At 39.1% G+C, this 24,042-nt stretch carries 22 protein-coding genes, 6 tRNA genes, 1 other RNA gene and 2 pseudogenes; 13 read left to right on the top strand and 18 right to left on the bottom strand.

Going from position 1 to position 24,042, the window contains the following annotated elements; genetic code table 11:
* Positions 1–81: 81 nt before the first annotated feature.
* The 4 genes and pseudogenes from uca to ykgO all read left to right on the top strand — a co-directional run bounded on the left by uca (position 82) and on the right by ykgO (position 6,108).
* Positions 82–3,687: an urea carboxylase gene (uca, locus tag ACLKL2_RS04990; RefSeq protein WP_413693592.1), complete on the top strand. Its 3,606-nt coding sequence runs from the start codon at positions 82–84 to the stop codon at positions 3,685–3,687.
* Positions 3,687–5,522 carry an allophanate hydrolase gene (atzF, locus tag ACLKL2_RS04985; protein WP_413693591.1) on the top strand — a complete coding sequence of 612 codons (1,836 nt, stop codon included), beginning with the start codon at positions 3,687–3,689 and terminating at the stop codon, positions 5,520–5,522. The genes uca and atzF overlap by 1 nt, the downstream gene beginning before the upstream one ends.
* Positions 5,523–5,724: 202 nt before the next feature.
* A pseudogene (locus ACLKL2_RS04980) lies at positions 5,725–5,955 on the top strand (type B 50S ribosomal protein L31); the annotation flags it as partial.
* Between the two features lie 27 nt (positions 5,956–5,982).
* Positions 5,983–6,108: a type B 50S ribosomal protein L36 gene (gene ykgO / locus ACLKL2_RS04975; protein ID WP_113819944.1), complete on the top strand. Its 126-nt coding sequence runs from the start codon at positions 5,983–5,985 to the stop codon at positions 6,106–6,108.
* A 51-nt stretch (positions 6,109–6,159) separates the two neighbouring features.
* On the opposite strand, the gene ACLKL2_RS04970 is transcribed toward ykgO, so the two are convergent.
* Complete coding sequence (locus tag ACLKL2_RS04970; RefSeq protein ID WP_413693590.1) at positions 6,160–7,146, bottom strand: MFS transporter; 987 nt, start codon at positions 7,144–7,146, stop codon at positions 6,160–6,162.
* Complete coding sequence (locus ACLKL2_RS04965; RefSeq protein ID WP_413693589.1) at positions 7,106–7,282, bottom strand: hypothetical protein; 177 nt, start codon at positions 7,280–7,282, stop codon at positions 7,106–7,108. The genes ACLKL2_RS04970 and ACLKL2_RS04965 overlap by 41 nt, the downstream gene beginning before the upstream one ends.
* Positions 7,283–7,522: 240 nt before the next feature.
* On the opposite strand from ACLKL2_RS04965, the gene ACLKL2_RS04960 reads away from it, so the two are divergent.
* Positions 7,523–8,362 (top strand): LysR family transcriptional regulator, encoded by an 840-nt coding sequence (locus tag ACLKL2_RS04960; RefSeq protein ID WP_413693588.1) that lies wholly within the window; start codon positions 7,523–7,525, stop codon positions 8,360–8,362.
* Between the two features lie 52 nt (positions 8,363–8,414).
* Here the strand turns inward: ACLKL2_RS04960 and ACLKL2_RS04955 are convergent, their stop codons facing one another.
* The 3 genes from ACLKL2_RS04955 to ACLKL2_RS04945 all read right to left on the bottom strand — a co-directional run bounded on the left by ACLKL2_RS04955 (position 8,415) and on the right by ACLKL2_RS04945 (position 10,854).
* Positions 8,415–8,705 (bottom strand): DUF2218 domain-containing protein, encoded by a 291-nt coding sequence (locus ACLKL2_RS04955; protein WP_113819942.1) that lies wholly within the window; start codon positions 8,703–8,705, stop codon positions 8,415–8,417.
* A gap of 159 nt (positions 8,706–8,864) precedes the next feature.
* A complete protein-coding gene (locus ACLKL2_RS04950; RefSeq protein WP_413693587.1) occupies positions 8,865–9,089 on the bottom strand; it encodes a hypothetical protein in 225 nt (74 codons plus the stop codon).
* Entirely contained in the window at positions 9,079–10,854 is a 1,776-nt protein-coding gene (locus ACLKL2_RS04945) for a TonB-dependent receptor plug domain-containing protein (RefSeq protein WP_413693586.1), read from the bottom strand. The genes ACLKL2_RS04950 and ACLKL2_RS04945 overlap by 11 nt, the downstream gene beginning before the upstream one ends.
* Before the next feature lie 122 nt (positions 10,855–10,976).
* Between ACLKL2_RS04945 and ACLKL2_RS04940 the strand changes: the two genes are divergently transcribed.
* Positions 10,977–11,183, top strand: a complete 207-nt coding sequence (locus ACLKL2_RS04940) for a hypothetical protein (protein ID WP_413693585.1) — start codon at positions 10,977–10,979, stop codon at positions 11,181–11,183.
* A gap of 11 nt (positions 11,184–11,194) precedes the next feature.
* Entirely contained in the window at positions 11,195–11,989 is a 795-nt protein-coding gene (locus tag ACLKL2_RS04935) for an AraC family transcriptional regulator (RefSeq protein WP_413693584.1), read from the top strand.
* A 17-nt stretch (positions 11,990–12,006) separates the two neighbouring features.
* On the opposite strand, the gene ACLKL2_RS04930 is transcribed toward ACLKL2_RS04935, so the two are convergent.
* The 11 genes from ACLKL2_RS04930 to ACLKL2_RS04880 all read right to left on the bottom strand — a co-directional run bounded on the left by ACLKL2_RS04930 (position 12,007) and on the right by ACLKL2_RS04880 (position 17,848).
* Positions 12,007–12,762: an ABC transporter ATP-binding protein gene (locus ACLKL2_RS04930; protein WP_413693583.1), complete on the bottom strand. Its 756-nt coding sequence runs from the start codon at positions 12,760–12,762 to the stop codon at positions 12,007–12,009.
* A gap of 24 nt (positions 12,763–12,786) precedes the next feature.
* Positions 12,787–13,737 (bottom strand): iron chelate uptake ABC transporter family permease subunit, encoded by a 951-nt coding sequence (locus ACLKL2_RS04925; RefSeq protein WP_413693582.1) that lies wholly within the window; start codon positions 13,735–13,737, stop codon positions 12,787–12,789.
* On the bottom strand, positions 13,727–14,665 hold the full coding sequence (locus ACLKL2_RS04920) for an ABC transporter permease (protein ID WP_413693581.1): 939 nt from the start codon (positions 14,663–14,665) through the stop codon (positions 13,727–13,729). Before ACLKL2_RS04920 ends, ACLKL2_RS04925 begins: the two co-directional genes overlap by 11 nt.
* A gap of 54 nt (positions 14,666–14,719) precedes the next feature.
* On the bottom strand, positions 14,720–15,172 hold the full coding sequence (locus ACLKL2_RS04915; protein ID WP_413694252.1) for an ABC transporter substrate-binding protein: 453 nt from the start codon (positions 15,170–15,172) through the stop codon (positions 14,720–14,722).
* A complete protein-coding gene (locus ACLKL2_RS04910; protein ID WP_413693580.1) occupies positions 15,157–15,615 on the bottom strand; it encodes an ABC transporter substrate-binding protein in 459 nt (152 codons plus the stop codon). The genes ACLKL2_RS04915 and ACLKL2_RS04910 overlap by 16 nt, the downstream gene beginning before the upstream one ends.
* Before the next feature lie 773 nt (positions 15,616–16,388).
* A tRNA-OTHER gene (locus tag ACLKL2_RS04905) sits at positions 16,389–16,478 on the bottom strand.
* 748 nt (positions 16,479–17,226) lie between these two features.
* Positions 17,227–17,303, bottom strand: a tRNA-Met gene (locus ACLKL2_RS04900).
* A 35-nt stretch (positions 17,304–17,338) separates the two neighbouring features.
* A tRNA-Met gene (locus ACLKL2_RS04895) sits at positions 17,339–17,415 on the bottom strand.
* Positions 17,416–17,533: 118 nt separating this feature from the next.
* A tRNA-Met gene (locus ACLKL2_RS04890) sits at positions 17,534–17,610 on the bottom strand.
* 42 nt (positions 17,611–17,652) lie between these two features.
* Positions 17,653–17,729 (bottom strand) — tRNA-Met (locus ACLKL2_RS04885).
* 42 nt (positions 17,730–17,771) lie between these two features.
* A tRNA-Met gene (locus ACLKL2_RS04880) sits at positions 17,772–17,848 on the bottom strand.
* Positions 17,849–18,203: 355 nt separating this feature from the next.
* Here ACLKL2_RS04880 and ACLKL2_RS04875 point away from each other — a divergent pair.
* The 3 genes from ACLKL2_RS04875 to ACLKL2_RS04865 all read left to right on the top strand — a co-directional run bounded on the left by ACLKL2_RS04875 (position 18,204) and on the right by ACLKL2_RS04865 (position 21,221).
* Positions 18,204–18,611, top strand: a complete 408-nt coding sequence (locus ACLKL2_RS04875; protein ID WP_413693579.1) for a hypothetical protein — start codon at positions 18,204–18,206, stop codon at positions 18,609–18,611.
* 227 nt (positions 18,612–18,838) lie between these two features.
* Complete coding sequence (locus ACLKL2_RS04870; RefSeq protein WP_413693578.1) at positions 18,839–19,735, top strand: glucosaminidase domain-containing protein; 897 nt, start codon at positions 18,839–18,841, stop codon at positions 19,733–19,735.
* Between the two features lie 274 nt (positions 19,736–20,009).
* Positions 20,010–21,221, top strand: coding sequence for an outer membrane protein transport protein (locus ACLKL2_RS04865; protein ID WP_413693577.1), 1,212 nt, complete (start codon positions 20,010–20,012; stop codon positions 21,219–21,221).
* A gap of 87 nt (positions 21,222–21,308) precedes the next feature.
* Here the strand turns inward: ACLKL2_RS04865 and ACLKL2_RS04860 are convergent, their stop codons facing one another.
* Positions 21,309–21,608, bottom strand: coding sequence for an RnfH family protein (locus ACLKL2_RS04860; RefSeq protein WP_413693576.1), 300 nt, complete (start codon positions 21,606–21,608; stop codon positions 21,309–21,311).
* Between the two features lie 21 nt (positions 21,609–21,629).
* Positions 21,630–22,067, bottom strand: a complete 438-nt coding sequence (locus tag ACLKL2_RS04855) for a type II toxin-antitoxin system RatA family toxin (RefSeq protein ID WP_413693575.1) — start codon at positions 22,065–22,067, stop codon at positions 21,630–21,632.
* 146 nt (positions 22,068–22,213) lie between these two features.
* On the opposite strand from ACLKL2_RS04855, the pseudogene smpB reads away from it, so the two are divergent.
* The 3 genes and pseudogenes from smpB to ACLKL2_RS04840 form a co-directional block, all read left to right on the top strand.
* Positions 22,214–22,690, top strand: a pseudogene (gene smpB / locus ACLKL2_RS04850) (SsrA-binding protein SmpB); the annotation flags it as partial.
* Between the two features lie 94 nt (positions 22,691–22,784).
* Positions 22,785–23,138: a transfer-messenger RNA gene (gene ssrA, locus ACLKL2_RS04845) on the top strand.
* Between the two features lie 110 nt (positions 23,139–23,248).
* The gene (locus ACLKL2_RS04840) at positions 23,249–23,926 is read left to right on the top strand and encodes a pseudouridine synthase (protein WP_413693574.1); all 678 of its coding nucleotides are present in this window, start codon (positions 23,249–23,251) and stop codon (positions 23,924–23,926) included.
* Positions 23,927–24,042 lie beyond the last annotated feature (116 nt).

Here is a 24,042-nt window from a genome sequence, read left to right as displayed (position 1 = left end):
TCAATGAGAATACAAGGACGACCTTGTTGCTAATTTCTCAGTATTAATTCGGGACGACCCGACCTGTACAAGGTCACTATTATGTTTACTAAAGTATTAATTGCCAATCGTGGTGCTATCGCTTGCCGTATTATTAGAACACTGTCTGCCATGGGTATCGAAAGTGTATCAATCTACAGCCAAGCTGATGCTGATAGCCTTCATGTTTCACAAGCTGACCATGCTTTCTCTCTAGGAGAGGGTAATGCTAAGCAAACTTATCTTGATATGAATAAAGTGATCAACATTGCTAAGCAATGTGGTGCACAAGCTATTCATCCTGGATATGGGTTTTTAAGTGAAAATGTAGATTTTGTTGCTACCTGTGAAGCGAACGGGTTAGTGTTCTTAGGCCCAACTGCTGAACAGATGTTGCAGTTTGGTTTAAAACACCGAGCACGTGAGTTAGCAGAGCAAGCACAGGTTCCATTATTGCCAGGTAGTGATTTATTAAACAGTGTAGAAGAAGCCTTACAACGCGCTGATGTGATTGGTTACCCAGTGATGTTAAAAAGTACTGCTGGTGGCGGTGGTATCGGTATGCAGCGCTGTAATAGTGCAGAAGAGCTAAGCCAAGCTTACGATTCAGTAAAAAGGTTAAGTGAAAATAACTTCAGTAATAGTGCATTATTTTTAGAAAAATTTATTGTGCAAGCTCGTCATATTGAAGTACAAATATTTGGTGATGGTAAAGGTGGTGCAATTGCACTAGGTGAACGTGACTGTTCAGCACAACGTCGTAACCAAAAAGTGATTGAAGAAAGCCCAGCTCCGAACCTAAGTGACGAATTACGTAGTGAGTTACATCAAACAGCGACACGTTTAGCATCGATGGTGAACTACCGCAGTGCAGGTACAGTGGAATTTGTATTTGACCAACAAGCACAACAATTTTACTTCCTAGAAGTAAATACGCGTTTACAAGTTGAGCATGGTGTCACAGAGATGGTATATGGCGTTGATATCGTGAATTGGATGGTCAGTTTAGCGGCTAATACTATGCAGCCTTTAGCTAATTTAAGCCCAAAATTAGTGGCTAATGGCCATGCGATTCAAGTGCGTTTATATGCAGAAGATGCTAACAAAGACTTCCAACCAAGCGCGGGGTTAATTAGTCATGTTGAATGGGCAACAGAAGTCGAACAAGGTCAGTTGCGTATCGACCATTGGTTAGAAAGTGGTGTAGAGGTGTCGCCTTTCTTTGACCCTATGTTAGCAAAAATAATCTGTCACAGTGATAGCCGTTCACAGGCGTTAATGGGATTAAAGCAAGCCTTATCCGAAAGCCATGTATATGGTATTGAAAGTAATAAAGGTTATCTATTACAACTACTTAATAACGATGTCGTTGAAGCGGGCGAGCTGTTAACGCAAACCTTAAACCAGTTTACCTATTTACCCACTTCTATTGATGTCTTAGCTGGCGGGACCCAAACCACCATTCAAGATTACCCTGGGCGTAAAGGTTACTGGGATGTGGGTGTGCCGCCGTCAGGCCCAATGGATAGCCTGAGCTTCTGCTTAGGTAATACCTTATTAGGTAATGCAAAAAGTGATGCGGGTTTAGAGATCACAGTCAGTGGCCCTACACTTCGCTTCAATAGTGCGACTCGCTTTATTTTAACAGGTGCAAATATTCAAGCTGAGTTAGACCAAGACAGTATAAAAATTGGTGAGATTATAACCGTTAAAGCTGGGCAAACACTGACTCTTGGTAATATTCAAGGTGCAGGTGCACGCAGTTATTTATCAGTGCAAGGTGGTATTCAATGTCCTGATTACCTAGGCAGTAAATCAACCTTTACCCTAGGTCAGTTTGGTGGTCATGCTGGTCGTGCATTGCGTACTGGTGATGTATTACACATTGAAGAATTATCACACAATATAATTAAAAATCATGAACTAAATACTCAATTACCCGACATTAGCGATGAGTGGACGATCCGTGTTATTTATGGTCCACATGGCGCGCCTGACTTCTTCAAACCAGAAGATATCGATGCATTTTTTGAGGCAACTTGGAAAGTACACTTTAACTCAAGCCGAACGGGTGTCCGTTTGATGGGACCAAAACCAAAATGGGCACGCAATGATGGTGGCGAAGCAGGTTTACACCCTTCGAACATCCACGATAACGCCTATGCAGTGGGTACCATTGATTTTACGGGCGATATGCCAGTGATTTTAGGCCCAGATGGTCCGAGCCTAGGTGGTTTTGTTTGTCCGGTCACCATTATTAAAGCAGATTTATGGAAAGTAGGTCAGCTTAAGGCGGGTGCAACTATTCGCTTCCAAGCTGTTTCTATAGAGGATGCTCAACAGTTTGAGCTGGCACAATTAGCAGCTATCGAACAAGGTCAGTATCTACCTCAAGCGCTGCCTAGTGTGTTACCAGAAAGTGCGATTATAAAACAGCTTGATAAAACGGCATTAAATGAACAAGTGGTATTTCGTGCGAGCGGTGAAGACTATCTGTTAGTGGAGTATGGTCAACAAGTATTAGATGTGGCGTTACGTTTCCGTGTTCATGCATTAATGTTGAAACTACAAAGCCTTAACCTGCAAGGTATGAAAGAGCTGACGCCAGGGATCCGTTCGTTACAAATTCATTACGATAACTTGCGATTACCACTTGACCAGTTACTTGATATCGTAGTCGATGCGGAACAGAGTTTAGGTGATGATAGCCAACTGTCAGTGCCATCTCGTATCGTTAATATTCCACTTTCTTGGGATGATTACGCAACGCGTTTGGCGATTAAAAAATATGACGAATTAGTACGTAAAGATGCACCTTGGTGCCCTGATAATATCGAGTTTATTAGACGTATTAATGGCCTTGATTCAGTAGAGCAAGTGAAAGAGATTGTTTTCAATGCGAGTTACCTTGTGATGGGGTTAGGTGATGTGTATTTAGGGGCTCCAGTGGCAACACCGTTAGATCCTCGTCATCGTTTAGTGACGACAAAATACAACCCAGCAAGAACCTGGACGCCAGAAAATGCAGTGGGTATCGGTGGTGCTTATCTCTGTGTTTACGGCATGGAAGGCCCTGGCGGTTATCAGTTTGTAGGGCGAACATTACAAATGTGGAATCGTTACCGTCAAACAGAAGAGTTTAAAAAACCGTGGTTATTACGCTTTTTTGACCAAATACGTTTTTACCCTGTGAGTAGCGAAGAGTTAACACAGATCCGTAAAGACTTCCCTCGTGGTGATTATCCATTAAAAATTCAAGAGACAACCTTTAGTCTTGCAGATTATCAAGCGCAATTAAGTGAAGACCAAGCATCGATTGTGACCTTCAAAGAAAAGCAACAACAAGCCTTTGAAGCAGAGCGTCAACGTTGGCAAGAAACAGGTCAGGCTAATTTTGTCGCTAAAGAGATGACGCAAATTGAAACAGATATCGCTAGTCTAACTGAGCAACAGCGTGGTGTGGATAGTCATGTTGCTGGCAATATTTGGCAAGTATTGGTTAAACCTGGTGAAACCGTTAAAGCAGGGCAAACCTTATTAATTTTAGAAGCAATGAAAATGGAAATAGAAGTGGTTGCGCCTGCCGATGGCAAGGTGGTGAGTATTGTGCAAAAAGAGGGCGCACAAGTACATGCAGGACAACGCTTAATGATTTTGGAGAAACTATAATGGATAAGTCAATGCAACAACAAAATATGAATATAGAGGTGTTAAAAGCGGCTTACCGTAGTGGTGAGTTAGACGTTAAAACTTTCCTGAAAACTAAGTTAGCGCAAGCCAAAAGTGATACTAGTAATGTTTGGATCAGTACCATTTCTGAGCAACAGCTCGAGCAGATGTTAACGGTACTTGAGTCTAAATCGATCGATGAACTCCCTTTGTACGGGGTACCCTTTGCCGCTAAAGATAATATTGATTTTGCTATGTTACCCACTACTGCAGCCTGTGAGGCCTACTCATTTCAACCAACTGAATCGTCCAGTGTTGTAAAGCTATTGATTGACGCTGGGGCAATTCCATTGGGTAAAACTAATCTTGACCAATTTGCAACGGGCTTAGTGGGAGTGCGAAGCCCTTGGGGTGCGGTAAATAATAGCTTTGATGCTGAGTATGTTTCTGGTGGTTCAAGCTCTGGTAGCGCAGTGGCAGTTGCAACGGGACAAGTTAGTTTCTCTTTAGGCACTGATACCGCGGGATCTGGTCGTGTACCTGCGGCGTTAAATAACATTGTCGGGATGAAAGCAACAAAAGGATTAATCAGTTGTACTGGCGTAGTACCAGCGTGTAAAAGCTTAGATTGTGTCACTATCTTTGCTAATAGTACTAGTGAAGTGAACCTCGTATTAGATGTCGCCGCAGAGTTAGATACCGATGATTGTTACTCACGTGATAACCTACTCACCAACAGTGCTGCGCATTATGAAGCAAACAAATCACTGGCTGGATTAAAAGTCGGTTTACCGGAAGCATCTCAGCTAAACTTTTTTGATGACCATGTCGCTCAGGCATTATTTGAAAGCAGTGTTGAGCGCTTAAAAGCAGCTGGCGCCGATATTATTACGATCAATTTTCAACCCTTCTTAGATGCTGCAAGACTCTTGTATGAAGGCCCTTGGGTAGCAGAGCGATATGCCGCTATTGAAGCATTTTTCAAAGCCGATCCAACACAGTGTTTACCTGTGATACAAACTATCGTCGGTGGCGCAACGGCACATTCAGCGGTAGATACTTTCAAGGCAATGTATCGTTTACAAGCTTTTAAAGTACAGTGTGATGCTATTTTAGCGGAATTAGATTGTGTCTTAACGCCGACAGCAGGCACGGCATACCGCATCAAAGAGGTTGAAGCTGATCCGATTCAACTTAATTCAAATCTCGGTTATTACACCAACTTTATGAACCTATTAGATTATGCCGCAATTGCGTTGCCTGCAGGTTTTTTACCTTCTGGTTTACCCTTTGGTATTACGTTATTTGGCCCCGCCTTTAGCGACCGATTGTTATTAAGTGTCGGTGCTCAGTGGCAAAAAACAACTGATTTCACCCTAGGGGCGACAGAGCATAAACTTGTTAATAGTGACCTAACCTTAAGTTCAGAAGCACAAGCTGGACTGGTGGATATAGCTGTTTGTGGTGCGCACTTATCTGGTTTTCCACTCAACCATCAATTGACTGAACGTGGTGGATATCTGGTAAAAAGCACTAAAACGTCAGCAGATTATCGTTTTTATGCGTTAGCGGGTGGTCCCCCATTTCGTCCTGGTTTAATGAGAGTCGCAGAACAAGGTACAGCCATTGACGTTGAAGTATGGCGTTTACCAGAAAGCACTCTGGTTAGCTTTTTAGTGGGTATTCCAGAACCATTAGGGCTCGGCAAAGTAGAGCTTGATGATGCGAGTTGGGTGACCAGTTTTATCTGTGAAGGTTATGCCTTTGAATCAGCGAAAGACATTACTGAGTTTGGTGGTTGGAGAGCGTATATGAGCACTCAATCAACCCATTAAATTAATTAGTTTTATTAATGAAAAGCCACGTTATACGTGGCTATACCTGCCTTTCTTCTTCATTGTTATCTCTACTTATATCATTTACTAATGCAACTACAATAAAGTTAATGATAACTATTATCAAAAATGTCTTGCATAAGCTTCCCATTTTTATTAAATTGTTATGTTATAACATTGGTTTTTGAAGTAGAGGTTTATTATGAAAGAGAGCATCCACCCTAAATATCAAAAAGTGGCTTTTCACGACACATCTGTTGATAAGTATTTTATTGTTGGTTCAACGTTACAGCCAACTAAAACGGTTGAGATAGATGGGGAAACTTACCCTTATTATGCGATTGAGGTGTCAAGTGAGTCTCATCCTTATTACACAGGTAAACAGACGGTTGTTACTCAGGATGGTCGTGTCGCTAAGTTTAATAATCGCTTTGGTAAAGTTAAAGTCTTAGGAGGTGATATGAAAGTATTAAGTTCATTAAAAAGTGCTAAAACACGTCACCCTGATTGTCAAATAGTGAGAAGAAAGGGGAAGTCTTATGTTATTTGTAAAACTAACCCGCGCTTTAAAGCAAGACAGGGCTAGTTGGTTAGCATTAAACGAAATCGATGCATTAAGATGCATCGATTTTAATGATTAGGTTCTTTTGGCTAATGCGTTAAAACATCCACTACCAACTAAAAAGAGTATACTCACCGCAATGACCCCAGGCCATTGATATAATGCAAAGGCTTTTAATCCAACCATAGAACCTATTGCACCGCCTAAGTAATAACCGAGCATATAGATACCATTAATACGGCTTTGCGCAGTTGGGTCAATACTAAATACACGCACTTGGTTTGCGACTTGCGCACTAAAAATACCGAAATCGATCAGGATAATACCGACAACTAAAGCGATCAGATTTCCTGCAAATAAACCTGTAATAACAAAGCCTAATGCAATCAATACTAAAGCAAGCATCACCACGTTTTTAGAGCCTAGTTTATTGACCCATCTTCCTGCTAATTTTGCTCCAATCACACCAGCTAGCGCAATAACACCAAATAAGCCAGCTTGTTGTGCATTGTAATTAAAAGGAGCATCGCTGACATAGATGGCCAATGTAGCCCATAATACGTTAAATGAAGCAAACCAACATGCACCTGAGAAAGTATATTTCTGCAGTGATTTGTGTTTTATAAATAGACTTAAAGTACTTTTAATTAATGCCCAATAACCTAATTGGCTGTGTGGTTTATTCGATGGTAAAAAAGTAAATAACAACACGCCAAATATTGCGGATATACCTGCTGACATAATAAACACGGCACGCCAACCATATTGCTCTCCTACATAACCACTCAAGGTTCTTGATAATAATATACCTAAGGTTAATCCCATCATTAATGTACTTAAGGTCGCTCCTTTATTTTCTGGAGACACCATTGATGCAGCAAACGGAATTAATTGTTGGGTGATATTCGCGCTGACACCAATTAAAAAAACCGCAATTAATAATAGAGGCAGATTAGGGGAAATAATCGCCAGTAAACAAGAAGCAACGAGTAAACACGATAAAAAACCAATTAAACGGCGTCTAGGCAGTGCATCTCCGAGGGGAAATAAATAATAATGCAAAGGCGTAACCAAATTGAGTTAACGCTGGAATACTGCCTAATTGGCCACTCGTCAGTTCAAACTCCTGTGCAAGTAAAGGCAAAATAGGTTGGTTGTAATACAGGTTAGCTGCTGTTGCTGCTATCGCAGTGGTCATTAAGAGTAGGATAAAACGACTTAAGGATTGAGGGGGTATGTATGGGCATGTTCGCTCTCTGATTATTGAATATAAACAGAGAATAAAGAGAAATTGTTCATAACAAAAATGTTAATATTTTATGGAATCTATACACCGTTTGTATAGGAAGGTACGCCAGGAGCGAAATATGGATATTAAATCTTTAAAAAGTTTTGTTGTGGTCGCTAAACATAAAAGTTTTTCTGAAGCAGCGAGGAATTGCATACGGTACAACCTGCAATTAGTCGCCATATTTCTGCTTTGGAGACGGAGTTAGCGGTAACATTATTTCATCGTACTTCAAGAGAAGTGAGTATTACTGAAGCGGGCAAACAGCTGCTGGTGGACGCCAATGCTATTTTGGCGATGACAGAGCAAGCTAAAACACAGGTCAAACGTGCAGAAAATGGCGAAATAGGGACATTACGAATTGCTCACTTAAGCTCAGCTTGTTTAACTTTTATGGCTAAATTAGTTCGTCAATATAAGCATCAATATCCGCAGGTACATGTGGTGTTATTGGAAATGACTGCAACGGAGCAAATTGATGCATTACAATCAGGGCAGATCGAAATTGCGTTTTCTCGGCCTTTACCGAGTACTATTGCCGCTGACTTTACAGATCATGTGATTTATAGTGATCAACTGGTGGCGATTGTGAATCAAGATCATGCCCTTGCAAATCAAGGGCAACTGGATTTATCGCAATTAAAGCACGACCCCTTTATTATTTTTAATCGTGATGAAGCATTAGGGTTGTTTGACGAAACGATCACGCAATGTAAACAAGCTGGTTTTTCTCCTAATATTGTCAGTCAGCCCCGGCATATGCAAACCTTAGTGACAGAAGTTGCTGCAGGCTTAGGTGTCGCCATTGCCCCTTATTGCATTCGAAAGTTGTATAGCGAAGGGTGTCATTTTATTAAATTGAATAAGGTAAACACTGAGATTAATGTGCAATTACAGCATGCGTGTAATAACAAGAGTGCTATTGTTAAAGCATTTACAGACATTACGCTAGCGTTTAAAGATGAAATAGCATTAAGTATGGCGAATTGATGTGGGGAGGAGTGCTTCTTCACAGGGATGAAGAAGCACTTGATGTGGTGAATTATGTGTTTGACCAAACCATACTGATGGTTTCTCTTCTAGAGAGCATGGTGACATGCTGCTCTAAAATGCGTTGTATTGTAGACAGTTTGTCTTGTGAATCAGCACTGCAATATAGGGCTAATGCATTAGCCTCTTTTAAATAGGTTAATTTACACTCTCCCATTGCGAAATTAACTTTTCCTGCTTGCTGATCCCACTCTGCGGGAACCTTACGTGAGAAATGTTTGCAAAGCGTCTGTAAATAACGTCCTGCATGTTCTGACTTTATTAATGTTTTACTATTGTGCATGTCACTTTGTCCATAATAATACCAATCTCAGTCATTAAGGGCCGGCGTACTTGCTATAACAAGTTACTTTTAACGATCTAAAAGTGAGGGGGTTTATTGAGTATAATTGGTATAAAAAAGAGAGCCTAAGGCTCTCTTTTAGTTGATATTTAAAGAATATTAAAATTGATAAGCCGCTGATAATTTAAAATTACGGCCTGGTTCATAATCATCTAGTGTGTAACCTCGTGCAGAGCCAGTTCTTGATGCGTGAGAGGTGTATAACTCGTCTGTCACGTTATCTATACCAAAGGTTAATTGTAGTCCTTCAATGCTTGATGGAGTCCATTGAGCATAAAGATCATGTGTGTTGTAAGCTTCTTTAACCGCACTATCATCTTCCACATTGTCCTCTTCTAATACAAAGTTGGATGTCCAGCCTACTAATGAGATCAAAAGAGGTTAGCTCGTAATCTAATGAAAGTGAGATGCTGTCGCCGATGTCCATACTACGACCGTTTGCATCAAGTAGAGGACCACCAGTGCTTGTATTGTCTGAATCTGAGCGAGAGTAAGATAATTTAGTGAAGAACGCGTCATAACCATAGCTTGTACTTAACTCAAAACCTTTGATTTCAGCATCACCAATGTTCTCGATTAAATACGAACCATCATCTTGATAAGTTTCTGTAATGTAATCATCAATATTAGTTTGGAACACAGTCGCACTCGCACTCACTGAATGCTCACCAAAGAACTCCGAGTAACGTATGCCCACTTCACTGTTTAAACCTGTTTCAGCTTTAATATCATCATCTAAATAAGCAACGTCTTGGTACTGAATAAAGGTTTCAAGTAACTCTGGGCCCTTAAACAAGCTACGCGCACTCGCAAATAAACTAACAGAATCGGTCACATCCCAATCAACACCTAAGCCCCAAGTCACATCATCAAATGTTTTGTCACTGGTTTCAGCATCACGACGGAAATTATCGTAACGAAGGCCGGCTGTCACAGAGAAGTCATCGGTGAAGTAAAAGCGATCTTCAATGAAAATAGCGCTAGAAATGGCATTTTCATCCATGTAATCAGTATCACCATAAGTACTGCTACTGTTTTGGTGAACAAAATCGATACCATAGCTGAATTGATTATCGAAATTAGCGATCACTAGGTTAGATTCAAACAGGGCGTTAGCACCGATATTTTGGTTTTCAGCGGTATTCACTGAAACACGGTTGGTTGGCCATATGCCTTCCATAACTGTTTCATCACGCGTAATTTCAGTGGTACTAATGTAAACACTGGTTTTACCGCTGTGTTTGTTGCCTTTTAGCTGGTAAGAAGCGGTGAATGTGTCGCGGTCGTAATCCGTAGGAATGAGTAAATCGCCACTTAACCCTACATTGGCATCACCAGACATATCTGGACGAGGATTGTAGTCACCGCTATCTCGATACATATCATAACTTAGTTCAAATCGATGTTTAGCAGAAGGTTCATAACCTACTTTAAATAAAATATTTGATACTTTACCCGCGGAACCATAAGTTTCAGTGCCATCGCCGTCTTCGAAGTTATCGCGGTCTACAATATTACCGTAGATCATCGCGTCCACTTTATCGCTCAACATCCCGTAAACGGTTAACGATCCTTGTTGATTATCATTGGTTGCGTAACCACCATAAATACGCGCACCCACACGTTCTCCATTTCGCAGTAAATCTTTACCATCTTTAGTTTCGAATAGCACTGTGCCGCCTAAGCCTGATTGCGTCACAGAGTTATTACCTACCTCGATATCCACTGATTTAAGGATATCTGGGTTTAACGTCAGGTTACCAATATGATGGAACATATTTGCATGCTGTGATGCACCATCTAATCGAATATCTAAGTCACTTTCGCCTAAACTACGTACATTAATACGTTGTGTTAATGAGTGTGTTCCACCCACATCAACACCTGGAATATCACGAAGTAGATCCGACATATGGTCTGCTTGCTTTAATGAAATATCTTGGTCACCTAGGTTCTCTGAACTACTTGATACGCTAGTTCCCCATACCACTATTTGATCCATAACTTGTGAATCATCTGCAATAACTTGGGTACTAAGCCCCAATAACACAGCGACACACACTTTATTTCTAACTGCCTTGAATTCCATTTACTTCCCTTAAATTATAATTAGTAATGATATTTATTCGCGTTTATAATAAGAGAGTTGATGGAGGCAGAACAGCTTAATCTATTATGCAAAATAACCATTATGTTATGAGGAAGGTGCACATGGAAGAGATGAATAAATATACCCTAAAAGGGTGTGGGACACGTTGTTTAGAGCAACATGACCTGCAAACTGTTATTTCTGAAAACTATTCTCGTCATATATCATCATCACAAAAAGCACCACCTATCGCTTTATCGGAAGGGAAATTTATCTCCTATCAAGTACAAAATAGTTTTACCATTCAGGGGGAAGGACACATGAATTAATCGATTTTCAAGTGTTATCAACAGCCCAAAAGTCGGTAATGATGGTCATTTTGTTGGAGGGTAAATTAGATTTTGGTTATGACTCGCTTAATTTCACATTAGACGCCGATGCTGCCTATAATGCGGTGTTGGTTAATTTGAATAAACCAGCCAGTTTCCATCGTCAATTGTATACGGATAATTATGTCACAAAACTTAATATCGCTTTACCCATTGATTGGTTGGAAAGCCGCTGTGATAACAATGACCCTTTCCGTGTCTTTCTTTCAGAGCACCTTGCCCATTTTAAACTCAGGTTAGACGCGTCAGTATTAGCATTAAGTCAGGAACTGATTAACTTAAGCTCTCCAGTTAATTTTATGCAAAGAATGCAAGTTGAATCGTTAACGTTGCAGCTGTTTATGGCCATCTTTAAGCAGTTAAAGAGTACTGATATTGTTGGATTACATGCGTCAGAAACGCCAAAGGTTGCTCAGTTAGAGGACCGTTTTGATCATCGCCTAGACCCTTTAATGGTCTATATTGAAGCACATCTCAATGATCCTATTTCAATACAAACCTTGTCACAAGTATCTGCGATGAGTGCTTCTAGTTTACAGCGAAAATTTAAAAGCACATTAGGGTGTAGTGTTAATACTTATATTCGTCGTCGCCGTTTGGAGATAGCAAAACAGCAGCTAGCGAGAGGTGCGGTATCAATAACAGAAGCGGCTTATAATGCGGGTTATCGTCACCCTTCAAACTTTACTAATGCCTTTAAAAAACAATTTGGTTTTTCACCGACTCAGTCATTGAAAAATAGCTAAACATTAATCGCTAGAGATCAATAATACACACAGACATGTTGATTATCTAAAGTAACCACTTTAAAAGGCGTATCATAAACACTTTCTAAAACAGAGGCTTGAATAACTTGGTCGACATTTCCTGCAATAGCAATTTCACCATTTTTCATGGCGATAATATTATCTGAATAGCAGGAAGCAAAGTTAATATCATGGATGACAATCACCACTGCTTTGTTCATTTCATGCGCTAAACGACGAATGTTTTTCATAATTTGCAGTGAATGTTTGATATCTAGATTATTGAGTGGTTCGTCCAGTAATACGTAATCTGTATCCTGCGCCATTACCATCGCAATAAAAGCTAATTGTTTTTGCCCGCCACTTAAATTATCAAGATACTTATCTTGAATCGTGACTAAGTCTAAATATTCAATGGCATGTTGTATCACCTGATGATCGGTGTCTGTTAATTTACCTTGTGAATGGGGGAAGCGTCCAAATGAGATGAGCTCCTTAACAGTAAAGCGCATGTTTAAATTATTCGATTGTTTTAATACAGCTAACCTTTTAGCTAAAGTGTTAGTTGCCCATTTTTCTAGTTCAGTACCATCCACATAGACATTACCCGAATCTTTATTAAGTAAACGGCTCATGATTGATAGTAAAGTACTTTTTCCTGCCCCATTCGGGCCAATAATGGAGGTGACTTTGCCTTTTTCAAAGGCAACATTGATATTGCTCGCAACCAATTTACCTGCATATTGTTTGTTAATATTTTCTACTTTTATCATCTGTCTACTTACCTATTACTATGTTTAGACAATTTGGTTCTTAAGCAGCATTCTTAAGAAATACAGCCCGCCAATAAAGTTAATGACCACACTTAACGTGGTTTGCAACGCAAAGACATGCTCAACAATGACTTGGCCACTGAGTAATGCCAACATAGAGATTAAACTACAGCCTATAAAAAGTGTTTTATGTTGGTAGGTATTAAACCATTCTCGAGTCAAATTAGTCACTAAAAGTCCTAAAAATAAGACCGGGCCAACTAATGCAGTAGAAACAGCAATTAATAAAGCACTGAGTAATAAAATACGTTTGGTGACGATTGGCACATCTACACCTAAGCTGGTGGCATTGTCATTTTCTAGCCATAACACATTGAGCACATTAGCATGTTTAAAGAGTGCGATTGCAGCTAACAGAATGATTGGTATGCAAAGGTAAATTAATGGCTTCGAGACCTTGCCAAAACTAGCAAACATATTGGCTTGTACTGCAGCATATTCATTAGGATCTAACATCATCACTAACATATTAGCCATATTAAAAAGCAACTGGCTAAGTACCACTCCGACCAACAACAACACAATGATATTGCGTCTTCCACAACCAAAGTAAAAGTGGAAGAGTAGGGTAGAGAAGCCGACCATAATAAACGCTGAAATAGAGAAGTTAATATAAGGGTTAAGCGCGACAACACTTAAGCTACCCGCGACAAACACAATGCTAACTTGTATTAATAAATATAAAGCATCAAAGCCCATGATACTGGGGGTTAAAATCCGATTATGGGTGATGGTTTGAAATGCAAAAGAAGATAAGGCAATAGCGACACTGGCTAAGATCATCGCAAGTACTTTTGGGGTACGTTTAGACAAAAAGTACTGATAATTATCCATTGTTAGCCCATGGCCCAGTAAAAATACTGCAAACCCTATAATCAATATTAATAGCAGAAATAATTTAGATTTATCTGTCATTGGCTTCTCTCTTTAACAATAAAATAATAAAGACTAAGCCACCAATAATGCTGATAAACATAGATACGGGTAATTCGTAAGGGAAAATAATAATTCGGCTGATTAAATCACAAACCAGCACTACACATGCGCCTAATAAAGCGGTGTTGGGTAAATTTTTCTTTAAATTATCACCTTGATAATAACTAATAATATTAGGCACGATTAAGCCTAAGAAAGGTAACTCACCGACAATCATTACCACAGTGGCGGCCATTATTGAGACCAAAATGACGCCTATTGTGACAATTTGTCCATATTTTAAGCCTAAGTTGGTGGCAAAGCTTTTACCAATCCCTACGGCAGAAATTTGGTTGGCGTACAAATAGGTGATAATGGCGCAAGGAACCGCGATATAAAGTAACTCGAAGTCACCTTGTAAAATATTAGAAAAGTTAGCTAGGCTCCAGTTCGACAGGTTTTGTAAGGCATCAAACTTATAAGCAATGAAGGTCACCACTGACTCGATAATATTACCGAATATTATTCCGATTAACGGGACAAAAATGGCATTTTTAAATTGAATGGATTGTATTAATTTAACAAAAGCTAAGGTACCAATAATAGCGGTTAAGAAGATTAGCCATAATGCTTCACCATGACCAAATATTAATAGACTTAACATATAGCCGAGCATGGCACACTCTATGGTGCCTGAGGTAGAAGGAGCAGCAAATTTATTTTGACTAATTTGCTGCATTACTAAGCCTGCGATACTTAAGCCTGCTCCTGCCAGTAAAATAGCTAATAAGCGAGGAAGGCGACTAGTAATAAGCAAATCCCAGGCGGCAGGATCGAGAGTGATCAAAGAGATAATAGACAGCTGGCTCACACCCACAAACAGCGAGCCTAGACTGAGTAGACATAGCGAAAGAAATAACCACTTCACAGTATTGTTCCGATAATAAATTGCCCATCCATTTGATGGGCTAAAAGAAGAGGATTAGTGAGACATATCAGTAATCATTTGCTGCGTCGCTGTTACACCGCCTATGGTGAGGTACCAGGCATTAATATCTAAAAATATCATGCGTTTGTTTTGATAGGCAGGCGTTGCTTTAATTAAGTCATTTTCGAATTGTTGACGAATTTCACTTTTACCCTTATTGACTAGTACATCTCTATCAAGCACAAATAAATTAGTCGGTTGTGCATCACGAATGAATTCATAGGACACTAAATCCCCATGACGACTATTTTTAATATTTTTAATGGTTTCTTGGTATCCAAATTCATTATAGATAGCTGAAAATCGAGATTTTTCACCAAAGGCTGAGATATTACCGCCAGAACTCATGATCGTTAATGCGTCTACTTTATGTTGTTCATTATGTGATTTAATGGCATTAATTTGCGCATCAAGTCGTGTAATGGTTTGTTCTACTTTTGTGGAAATATCAAAGAGCTTACCAATATTTCTCCATTGCGTTTGAGTGCTTTCCCAGTAGGTTTTTTTCCATCTAATACATAAAGTAATGTAGGGGCAATTTCAGATAGCTCTTGGTAAGACTGGGCACTACGTGGCCCAACAATAATTAAATCGGGTTTAAGGTTATAAATAGCTTCGAAGTCCGGTTCAAATAATGCACCTGAGGACGCGATGTCATCCTGATCATATTGTGCTAAGTAAGGCGGAAACGTCGTTCCTTTTGTTACTGCAATTGGTTTGATACCAAAATAATCTAGCGTATCTAAAGGCCCGATACCAATCACGACAACACGTTGAGGTATATGATCCACTGATGTTGTTCCTAAACTGTGTTTCACCGAAACGGTTCCCGCGATTGCACTTAAACTCGCTACACACAAAAGTAGTAATAATGTTTTTTTGATATTCATAACACCTTCAAATTGATAGTAATGATAATTATTATTAGTATAATTTTTTTAGAGTGTGGGTGCAAGTGGAGTTGTTGTTATATTACAAATATTAAAGCGGATAATGCGTAGTTGAGAACATTACAGATCATTATAAAAGTATTATCAAATAGATAGTGGTTAAGAGAGGGGGCTGAACCTAAAGCTTCAGCATTGTTTATAGAGAGCTGATCTACCAGCTGATGGATCTTAAATTGGATTTTAAATTTATTAAATCAAAATATATAGATAATTAATTATTTGGGAATTCTTAAGAAAAGGGGGATAAATAAAAAGTGGTTGCGATAGCAGGATTTGAACCTACGACCTTCGCCATTGTTTTTAGAGAGTTGAGTCCGATGGGCTACCAAGTTGCTATATCTATGAAATTTACGAATTTATAACGAAATATAATTTTTCATATGTTATAGATTTTCTGATTATTGTAAAAGGCATTCAAATAGTAAAGGGTGTTAATCTAGAAGTGTTGCGAGAGCAGTGTGTTAATCTACGACCTTCGCCATTGTTTATAGAGAGTTGAGTCCGATGAGCTACCAAGCTGCTATATCTATGAAATTTACGAGTTTATAACGAAATATAATTTTTCATAAGTTATAGGTTTTTGATTATTGTAAAGGGTATTCACATAGGAAAGGGTGTTAATCTAGAAGTGGTTGCGAGAGCAGGGTTTTAATCTACGACTTTCGCCATTGTTTTTAGAGAGTTGAGTCCGATGGGCTTTTCTTTAAACAAAGTGGTTGCGAGAGCAGGATTTGAACCTACGGCCTTCGCCATTGTTTTTAGAGAGTTGAGCCCGACGAGCTACCAAGCTGCTCCATCTCGCGTCCGATATTGATGTTTTATTTTACAACTGAAAAGTTGGTTGCGAGAGTAGGGTTTGAATCTACGACCTTCGCCATTGTTTATAGTGAGCTGAGCCAGATGAGCTACCAGCTAATGGGTCTTAAATTGGATTTTAAATTTATTAAATCAAAATATATAGATAATTAATTATTTGGTAGTTCTTAAGGAAAGGGGGATAAATAAGAAGTGGTTGCGAGAGCAGGGTTTTAATCTACGGCCTTCGCCATTGTTTTTAGAGAGTTGAGTCCGATGGGCTACCAAGTTGCTATATCTATGAAATTTACGAATTTATAACGAAATATAATTTTTCATAAGTTATAGATTTTCTGATTATTGTAAAAGGTATTCAAATAGTAAAGGGTGTTAATCTAGAAGTGTTGCGAGAGCAGTGTGTTAATCTACGACCTTCGCCATTGTTTATAGAGAGTTGAGTCCGACGGGCTACCAAGCTGCTATATCTATGAAATTTACGAGTTTATAACGAAATATAATTTTTCATAAGTTATAGGTTTTTGATTATTGTAAAGGGTATTCAAATAGGAAAGGGTGTTAATCTAGAAGTGGTTGCGAGATCAGGGTTTTAATCTACGACTTTCGCGGTTGTTTTTAGAGAGTTGAGTCCGATGGGCTTTTCTTTAAACAAAGTGGTTGCGAGATCAGGGTTTTAATCTACGACTTTCGCCATTGTTTTTAGAGAGTTGAGTACGATGGACTTTTCTTTAAACAAAGTGGTTGCGAGAGCAGGATTTGAACCTACGACCTTCGGGTTATGAGCCCGACGAGCTACCAAGCTGCTCCATCTCGCGTCCGATATTGATGTTTCATTTTACAACTGAAAAGTTGGTTGCGAGAGCAGGATTTGAACCTACGACCTTCGGGTTATGAGCCCGACGAGCTACCAAGCTGCTCCATCTCGCGTCCGTCATTGTTTTACTTCGTTAAATATTGGTTGCGATAGCAGGGGTTGAATCTGCGACCTTCGCCATTGTTTATAAAGAGTTGAGCCCGATGGGCTTTTCTTTCTTTAAACAAAAGTTGGTTGCGAGAGCAGGATTTGAACCTACGACCTTCGGGTTATGAGCCCGACGAGCTACCAAGCTGCTCCATCTCGCGTCCGATATTTATACTTAAACGCAATTAACTTTTATAAAAAGTTGGTTGCGAGAGCAGGATTTGAACCTACGACCTTCGGGTTATGAGCCCGACGAGCTACCAAGCTGCTCCATCTCGCGTCCGATATTTATACTTAAACGCAATTAACTTTTATAAAAAGTTGGTTGCGAGAGCAGGATTTGAACCTACGACCTTCGGGTTATGAGCCCGACGAGCTACCAAGCTGCTCCATCTCGCGTCCGTTTAAGTGCGGCGAATGATATAGAGATCACATTATATTGCAAGCGTTATTTAAATAAATTAAGCAATTCAGGTGCCAATTGCTTAAAGAGTGCTCACCTTGTTGTTTTTTGATCGTTTAATCATCACATGTAAACGCAGTTACATAACTCGGTTATTAACCATTAATCTGTGAAGTAAGAAGTGCGCTAACTAATTTAATGTTTAATTGAAGAACAAAAGTGCCATTTATTCGTTCTGAGTTTTATTTGTATGATTTTCAAACATCAAAGTATGGCTATCACACTATCTTATGAAGTTCGGAGTATTTATCTATTATTAGCGTATTATACTGTTATTTATAGTGATGGTTAATGATGGGGTATATCCCTGCGTTATCTACTTATTTATTCATTTTTTATATAGAGGTCAATATGGATAGTAATGGTTCTAAACCTGGTGATTCAGTATTACGTGAGTTAACGGGCTTTATGCCTAAAGCATTCGTGATTATTATTGCGGTTGCTTATATGTCAGTTTTAACATTACCTCCTGTTATACAAGCACTAGGGTTAACAGCTTTACCTGTGGTGTTGGGAATTATGCTTATTCAATATTGTCTGCTTTTTTATGTAGGTAAAATTCATGGTGATGGCGTTTTAAAAACCATGAGAAGTAATGGCTTTATTGGTTGGTTAATGTGGTTGGCACTAATATGTATGCTGATGTTACCAGTGGTTCACTTATTAACACTTGTTGGTGTTATCAATAGTGGCGCATAATGCTGTTTTTATAAAAGTTGAGCTAGGTAACATCTTAAATTTATTTGTTACCTGGTTTGTTTTCAAGTAATCTCCGCCCTTTAATTAATAGACACATTGTATTAATTCACTTCATTATTTCGTCTACCTCAAATATTACACTCGCCTACTCATTTAGATTGACGACTTGATCGTTTCTATATGCTGTTGCGTATTGAGTTAGCGTACTTATTTTGGAAACGTTAATTATGAAAAAATTACTGACGATCATATTTGTGACATTGTTTTTTATTTCTGCTTGCTCAGAGAAAACATCACCAGCAGATAAACTGATGTCTAATCCTGAAGAAGTGAAAATCACTTCGTTATCGGACTTAGATGAAGTGTTTACACAGTTTCATTATACGCAAGCAGATTGGGAAAACGGCAATAAAGAAGTACCCAGGTTAACCTTTGAGAAAGTAAACCCTAAGTGGCAAGAAATCTCTGACAATATGCCTGTTAAAAACAAGAAAATGATATTTTTACGCCTAATGTTACCTTTAGTGCTGGTCTCAAATGAGCGTATTTTACAAGAGCGTGAAGTCGTTAAGTCTGCCAAATTGAATTCAGCAGAATTGATTGCGATTGCTGTGAAATATAAAGCGGTAGATGAAGGCGCGAGTAGTTTAACGGAACAACAGAAACAAGATCTGTTATCACGCGTTAATACTATTCCTCCATCGTTAGCGTTAGCACAAGCTGCAGAGGAAAGTGCTTGGGGTACCTCGCGTTTTGCACTTGAAGGTAATGCCTTTTTTGGGCAGTGGGACTTTAGTGGTAATGGCATTAAGCCAAAACAGCAGCGTAAAGAGTTAGGTAATTATGGTATTGCACGTTTTGATAGCCCATTAGCTTCAGTAGAAGGGTACATGTTAAATATTAACTCTACCTCTGCTTATCAATCATTACGTGATTTAAGAGCAAAAGAGGTTGCTGCAGGTAATACCTATTCAGGGACTTTATTGGCAGGCACATTAATTAAATATTCTGAACGGGGTCAAGCTTATATTGATGGCTTACGTTCCTTAATCAGTTATAACAAATTGGGGTTAACTGATGATACCTATTTGTCGAATAATAAATTAGTACACCTAGTTTATTAATCGCTTGCTCGCCACTCATACCATATTAATAAGTGTAATGTATTGATTTGGTAGGGGTAGAGTAATGATAAAACCCCAACTTAACTCAATTATTTAACAATTATTATCACTAGCATTTGCATTTGATCACGATTTTTAGGGCTTTCTTAATTTAGCCGTGTTATTTCAATTAAGCTTAGCGGCAAGTTTAGGCGTGATGATCAGTTTATAACAGCAAGGAAGAAAATATGAGCAGCAGGACTAACTGCAACCAACTTTTAAAAAAACATTATTAATGGGATGTTTATCTGCCACTGCAATACAAGTAAATGCCGCTGGTTTTCAGTTAAATACACAATCAGCAACTGGATTAGGACGTGCTTTTTCTGGTGATGCCGTGATTGCTGATAATGCATCTGCGATGGCGCGAAATGCGGCTGCGATGGCATTGTTCGATAGAACCGCTTTATCACTGGGTGTTAACGTTTTAGAAACAGATATTAGTGTGGAAGATGGCACTTACTCTAGTGACCTTACAGGTTATAGTGGCAGTTCAAATTATAGCGATGCAGGTGGATTATCATTTATCCCTAATATTCATGCTATTTTTCCTTTAAATGAAAAATTTGCTGTAGGTGTTAATTTATATACCAACTTCGGCACGAGAACCGATTTTGATGACTCATTTACTGCAAGTGAATATGGCGGTTATACCGACGTCGAAAGTATTAATTTAGGCTTTGCCATCTCCTATCGTATTAATAATCAGTGGAGTGTCGGATCCGGTTTGGATGTGATTTACGGGATAGGCAAGTTAGAAAGAGATTTGAATGTTTATTCACCAGCTGATGGTAGTACGTTAGCAACAAGTGAAGTGTTAGATGCTGATGTAAACGGCTTTGGTTTAGGGTTTAATGTGGGTGTTGTCTATGAGCTTAACGAGAATAATCGTTTTGGTTTATCTTATCGCTACAGCCCAGACTTAAAAGTAAAAGGTGAAGTGACTTATAATGGTTCAACCACTGAAGATGATACTTTAACCTTAGGTTTACCTGATATGGCTGAGTTTTCTGGTTATCACCGTATCAAAGATACAAAATACGCAGTCCATTATAGTGTTCAATGGATTGGCTGGTCTTCATTCGATACCTTAGAGTCAGATGCTTACGGTACTATCAGTAATTATCAATGGAAAGATGCGATGCACTTTGCCATTGGTGGCACTTATTACTTAAATGAAACTTGGACTTTACGTACTGGTTATTTATATGACCAAAGCGCGCAAGATGAAGTGACTTCTATTTCTGTGCCTGATTCCGATAGACAATGGTTTTCAGCAGGGGTGACTTATCATTTCTCTGAAGATACAAATGTTGATCTTGGTGGAACTTACTTATTAGGTAAAACCGTTGATGTGGTTGAAGAAATCGATGGTGTATCGTCAGTGACAGGCACAACGCAAGCGAATGCTATCTTAATTGCTTTACAATATAGTCATCAGTTTTAGTTTTAGGTTTTGCCAATAAAAAGCACTTGCTTAAACGTCATGTAACTGTTGACGTTCAGTTAAGTGCTTTTTAATCTATGTATTTCGCTAGCTTTTATTCGATTTTAGCGCTCTTTCTGCACGTAATTTACGCATCTCTTTCGGATCAGCAATCAGCGGGCGGTATATTTCAATACGATCACCTTGCTTGACAGTGCTATCTAGCTTATCTGGTTTACTAAAAATGCCCACTACCGCTTCACTAGGCACAATTTCCGGGAAGTGTTTAACAATGCCTGATAACTTAATAGCCTGTTCAATAGTGGTACCAGTAGGCACCTTTAAAGATAATAATACTTGCTTATGTGGCAATCCATAAACGACTTCGATATCAATTAACTCATTCATTGAAATTCTCTACCTTAATACTTAACGGTATCCGTAAACGGTTTTTGCTCTGTTAGAAAATGATTTAACCATAGAGCCAACTAATTCATGAAATACACGCCCAAAGGCAAGCTCTATAATAGAACTACTGAATTCAAATTGTAAATCTAAACTAACTTTACAAGCTTGATCGTCTAAAGCAGTGAAAGTCCAACCACCTGTTAGATGCTTAAAGGGGCCTTCTACCAAGTTCATGCTGATAGATTTACCAGGAATAAGTTGATTTTCCGTGATAAAGGTTTGCCCAATCCCCGCCTTAGAGACTTTAATTGATGCCTTCATTAAGTTTGTTTCATCTACTAACACTTCGGTGGCACTACAACCAGGTAAAAACTCAGGATAAGCATTCACATCATTCACTAATTGATACATTTCTTGTGCGCTATACATCAACAGTGCGCTTCGTGATACTTGAGCCATGTTTTACCTCGTTTAAAAATTAGCATCTTACACGATGCACAGCTTGAACTGAAAAAAATAGCATAAAATGCTTGTAAATGAGTGACTTTTCAACAAATCAAATAGCCATTTAAAAAAACAAACTTTATAATGCAGTCTATGGCTAAAAAAATTCAAAATCAAAAAATAACGATAATACGATTGCACGCAATAAACGTGCTTCTCATGAGTATCACTTAGAGGAACGTTTTGAAGCGGGACTTGAGTTACAAGGTTGGGAAGTTAAAACGTTACGTGCAGGTAAAGCAAATATTGCTGATAGCTACATCTTCTTAAAAAATGGAGAAGCTTGGTTACTTAACGCAACATTTCCACCACTGATTGCAGCATCATCTCATGTTGTTTGCGATCCTTTACGTTACCGTAAATTGCTACTTAAGCGTCGAGAGCTTGATAACTTAGTGGGTAAAGTAGAGCGTCAGGGTTATTCAATTATCCCTATTTCGCTGTACTGGAAAAAAGCCTGGGTTAAAATCTCCTTTGCATTAGCAAAAGGTAAACAGGATCACGATAAGCGTAATGATGTTAAAGATCGTGAGTGGAAAGTACAAAAAGAGCGCATGATGAAGCATGACGCTCGATAAATGAGCAACTGGCACGCTATTTGTTAGATAATACTATCTTGATGCAAATAGCTTTGTTAGACTCAACAAGTTGGTAATTTATTACTAACCATCTGGGGATGATTTAGGACTCGACGAGATTCATGAAACCCAAGGTGCATGCCGAGGTGACGGCTGGCCTCGTAAAAAGCCGTCAAAGTTATAGTTGCAAACGACGATAACTACGCTCTAGCAGCTTAGGCTAGCTAGCCTTCCACCCACGTTTCTCCTATGGGCAGGGATTCGGAAGGTCATTTACATTTGGATAGCGAGGGAACCTTGTTCGAGGGTGAACCGCGAAATAGTATCGAACTCGCTCTTTGCAATCCTGTCTGTCGGAGTGTCGAGAGTTAACCTAAAGATAGACTAAGCATGTAGTACCGAGGACGTAGGCTTTTCGGACGGGGGTTCGACTCCCCCATCTCCACCACCTACTGAAAAAGGCTGATTTCCTAACGGATTTCAGCCTTTTTTGTATCTAATCCTTTTTAATAAGGTGCTGCCTAATAATCAAATCTATGAGAAGTAGAGAGCGTTGCTATGCAAGACTTTATATATAACCCGCCCACAGTGCCGTGGTTAGATACAATTTATAAAGACAAAGATATGATTGTGTTTAACAAACCAGCGGGAATTTTATCAGTACCAGGGCGTGATATTGAACGTCATGACAGTATGTATAGCCGTTTATTAGAGAAATACCCGAATAGTCATACTGTGCATAGATTAGATCTTGCGACTTCAGGCGTGATTATTTTTGCATTGAGAAAAGATGCAGAGCGTGCCTTGAAAATGCAGTTTCAAGAGCGAGAGACCAAGAAGATTTATTATGCGCGTGTGTTTGGACATATTAAAGATAAGCAGGGCTGCATTGATGTGCCGCTTGGTAAAGATATTGATAATCCGCCGCGCCATCGCGTTGATCATCAAGCAGGAAAACAGTGTAAAACTTTTTATGAGGTGATTAGCTACGCTGAGCAAAGTACCTTAGTTAAACTGATGCCGGTTACAGGGCGTACACATCAACTGCGTTTACATATGATGGCAATAGGTCACCCTATATTAGGTGATGATTTTTATGCCGATCCTGATGCGTTAAATTTATCTCCACGTTTGTTATTACATGCCAGTGAAATAACGATTCAACACCCTTACAGTAAAAAAATGGTTAAATTTAGTACTGAAGTGCCTTTTATTGATCCGGTTAATGGTCAGTAATTGGTATAATACCAATCATAGTAAGTAACTGATCTATTTTACTTGTTAAAACAACTTATTTTTTCGTTGTAAGTTTCGTATAGGGAACAACCATTTACATCAACTTACGCCTCAAA

It is taken from the genome of Psychromonas sp. KJ10-2 (assembly GCF_047323255.1).
In the GTDB taxonomy this organism is placed as follows: domain Bacteria; phylum Pseudomonadota; class Gammaproteobacteria; order Enterobacterales; family Psychromonadaceae; genus Psychromonas.
This window is presented reverse-complemented; position numbering and strand designations above follow the sequence as displayed.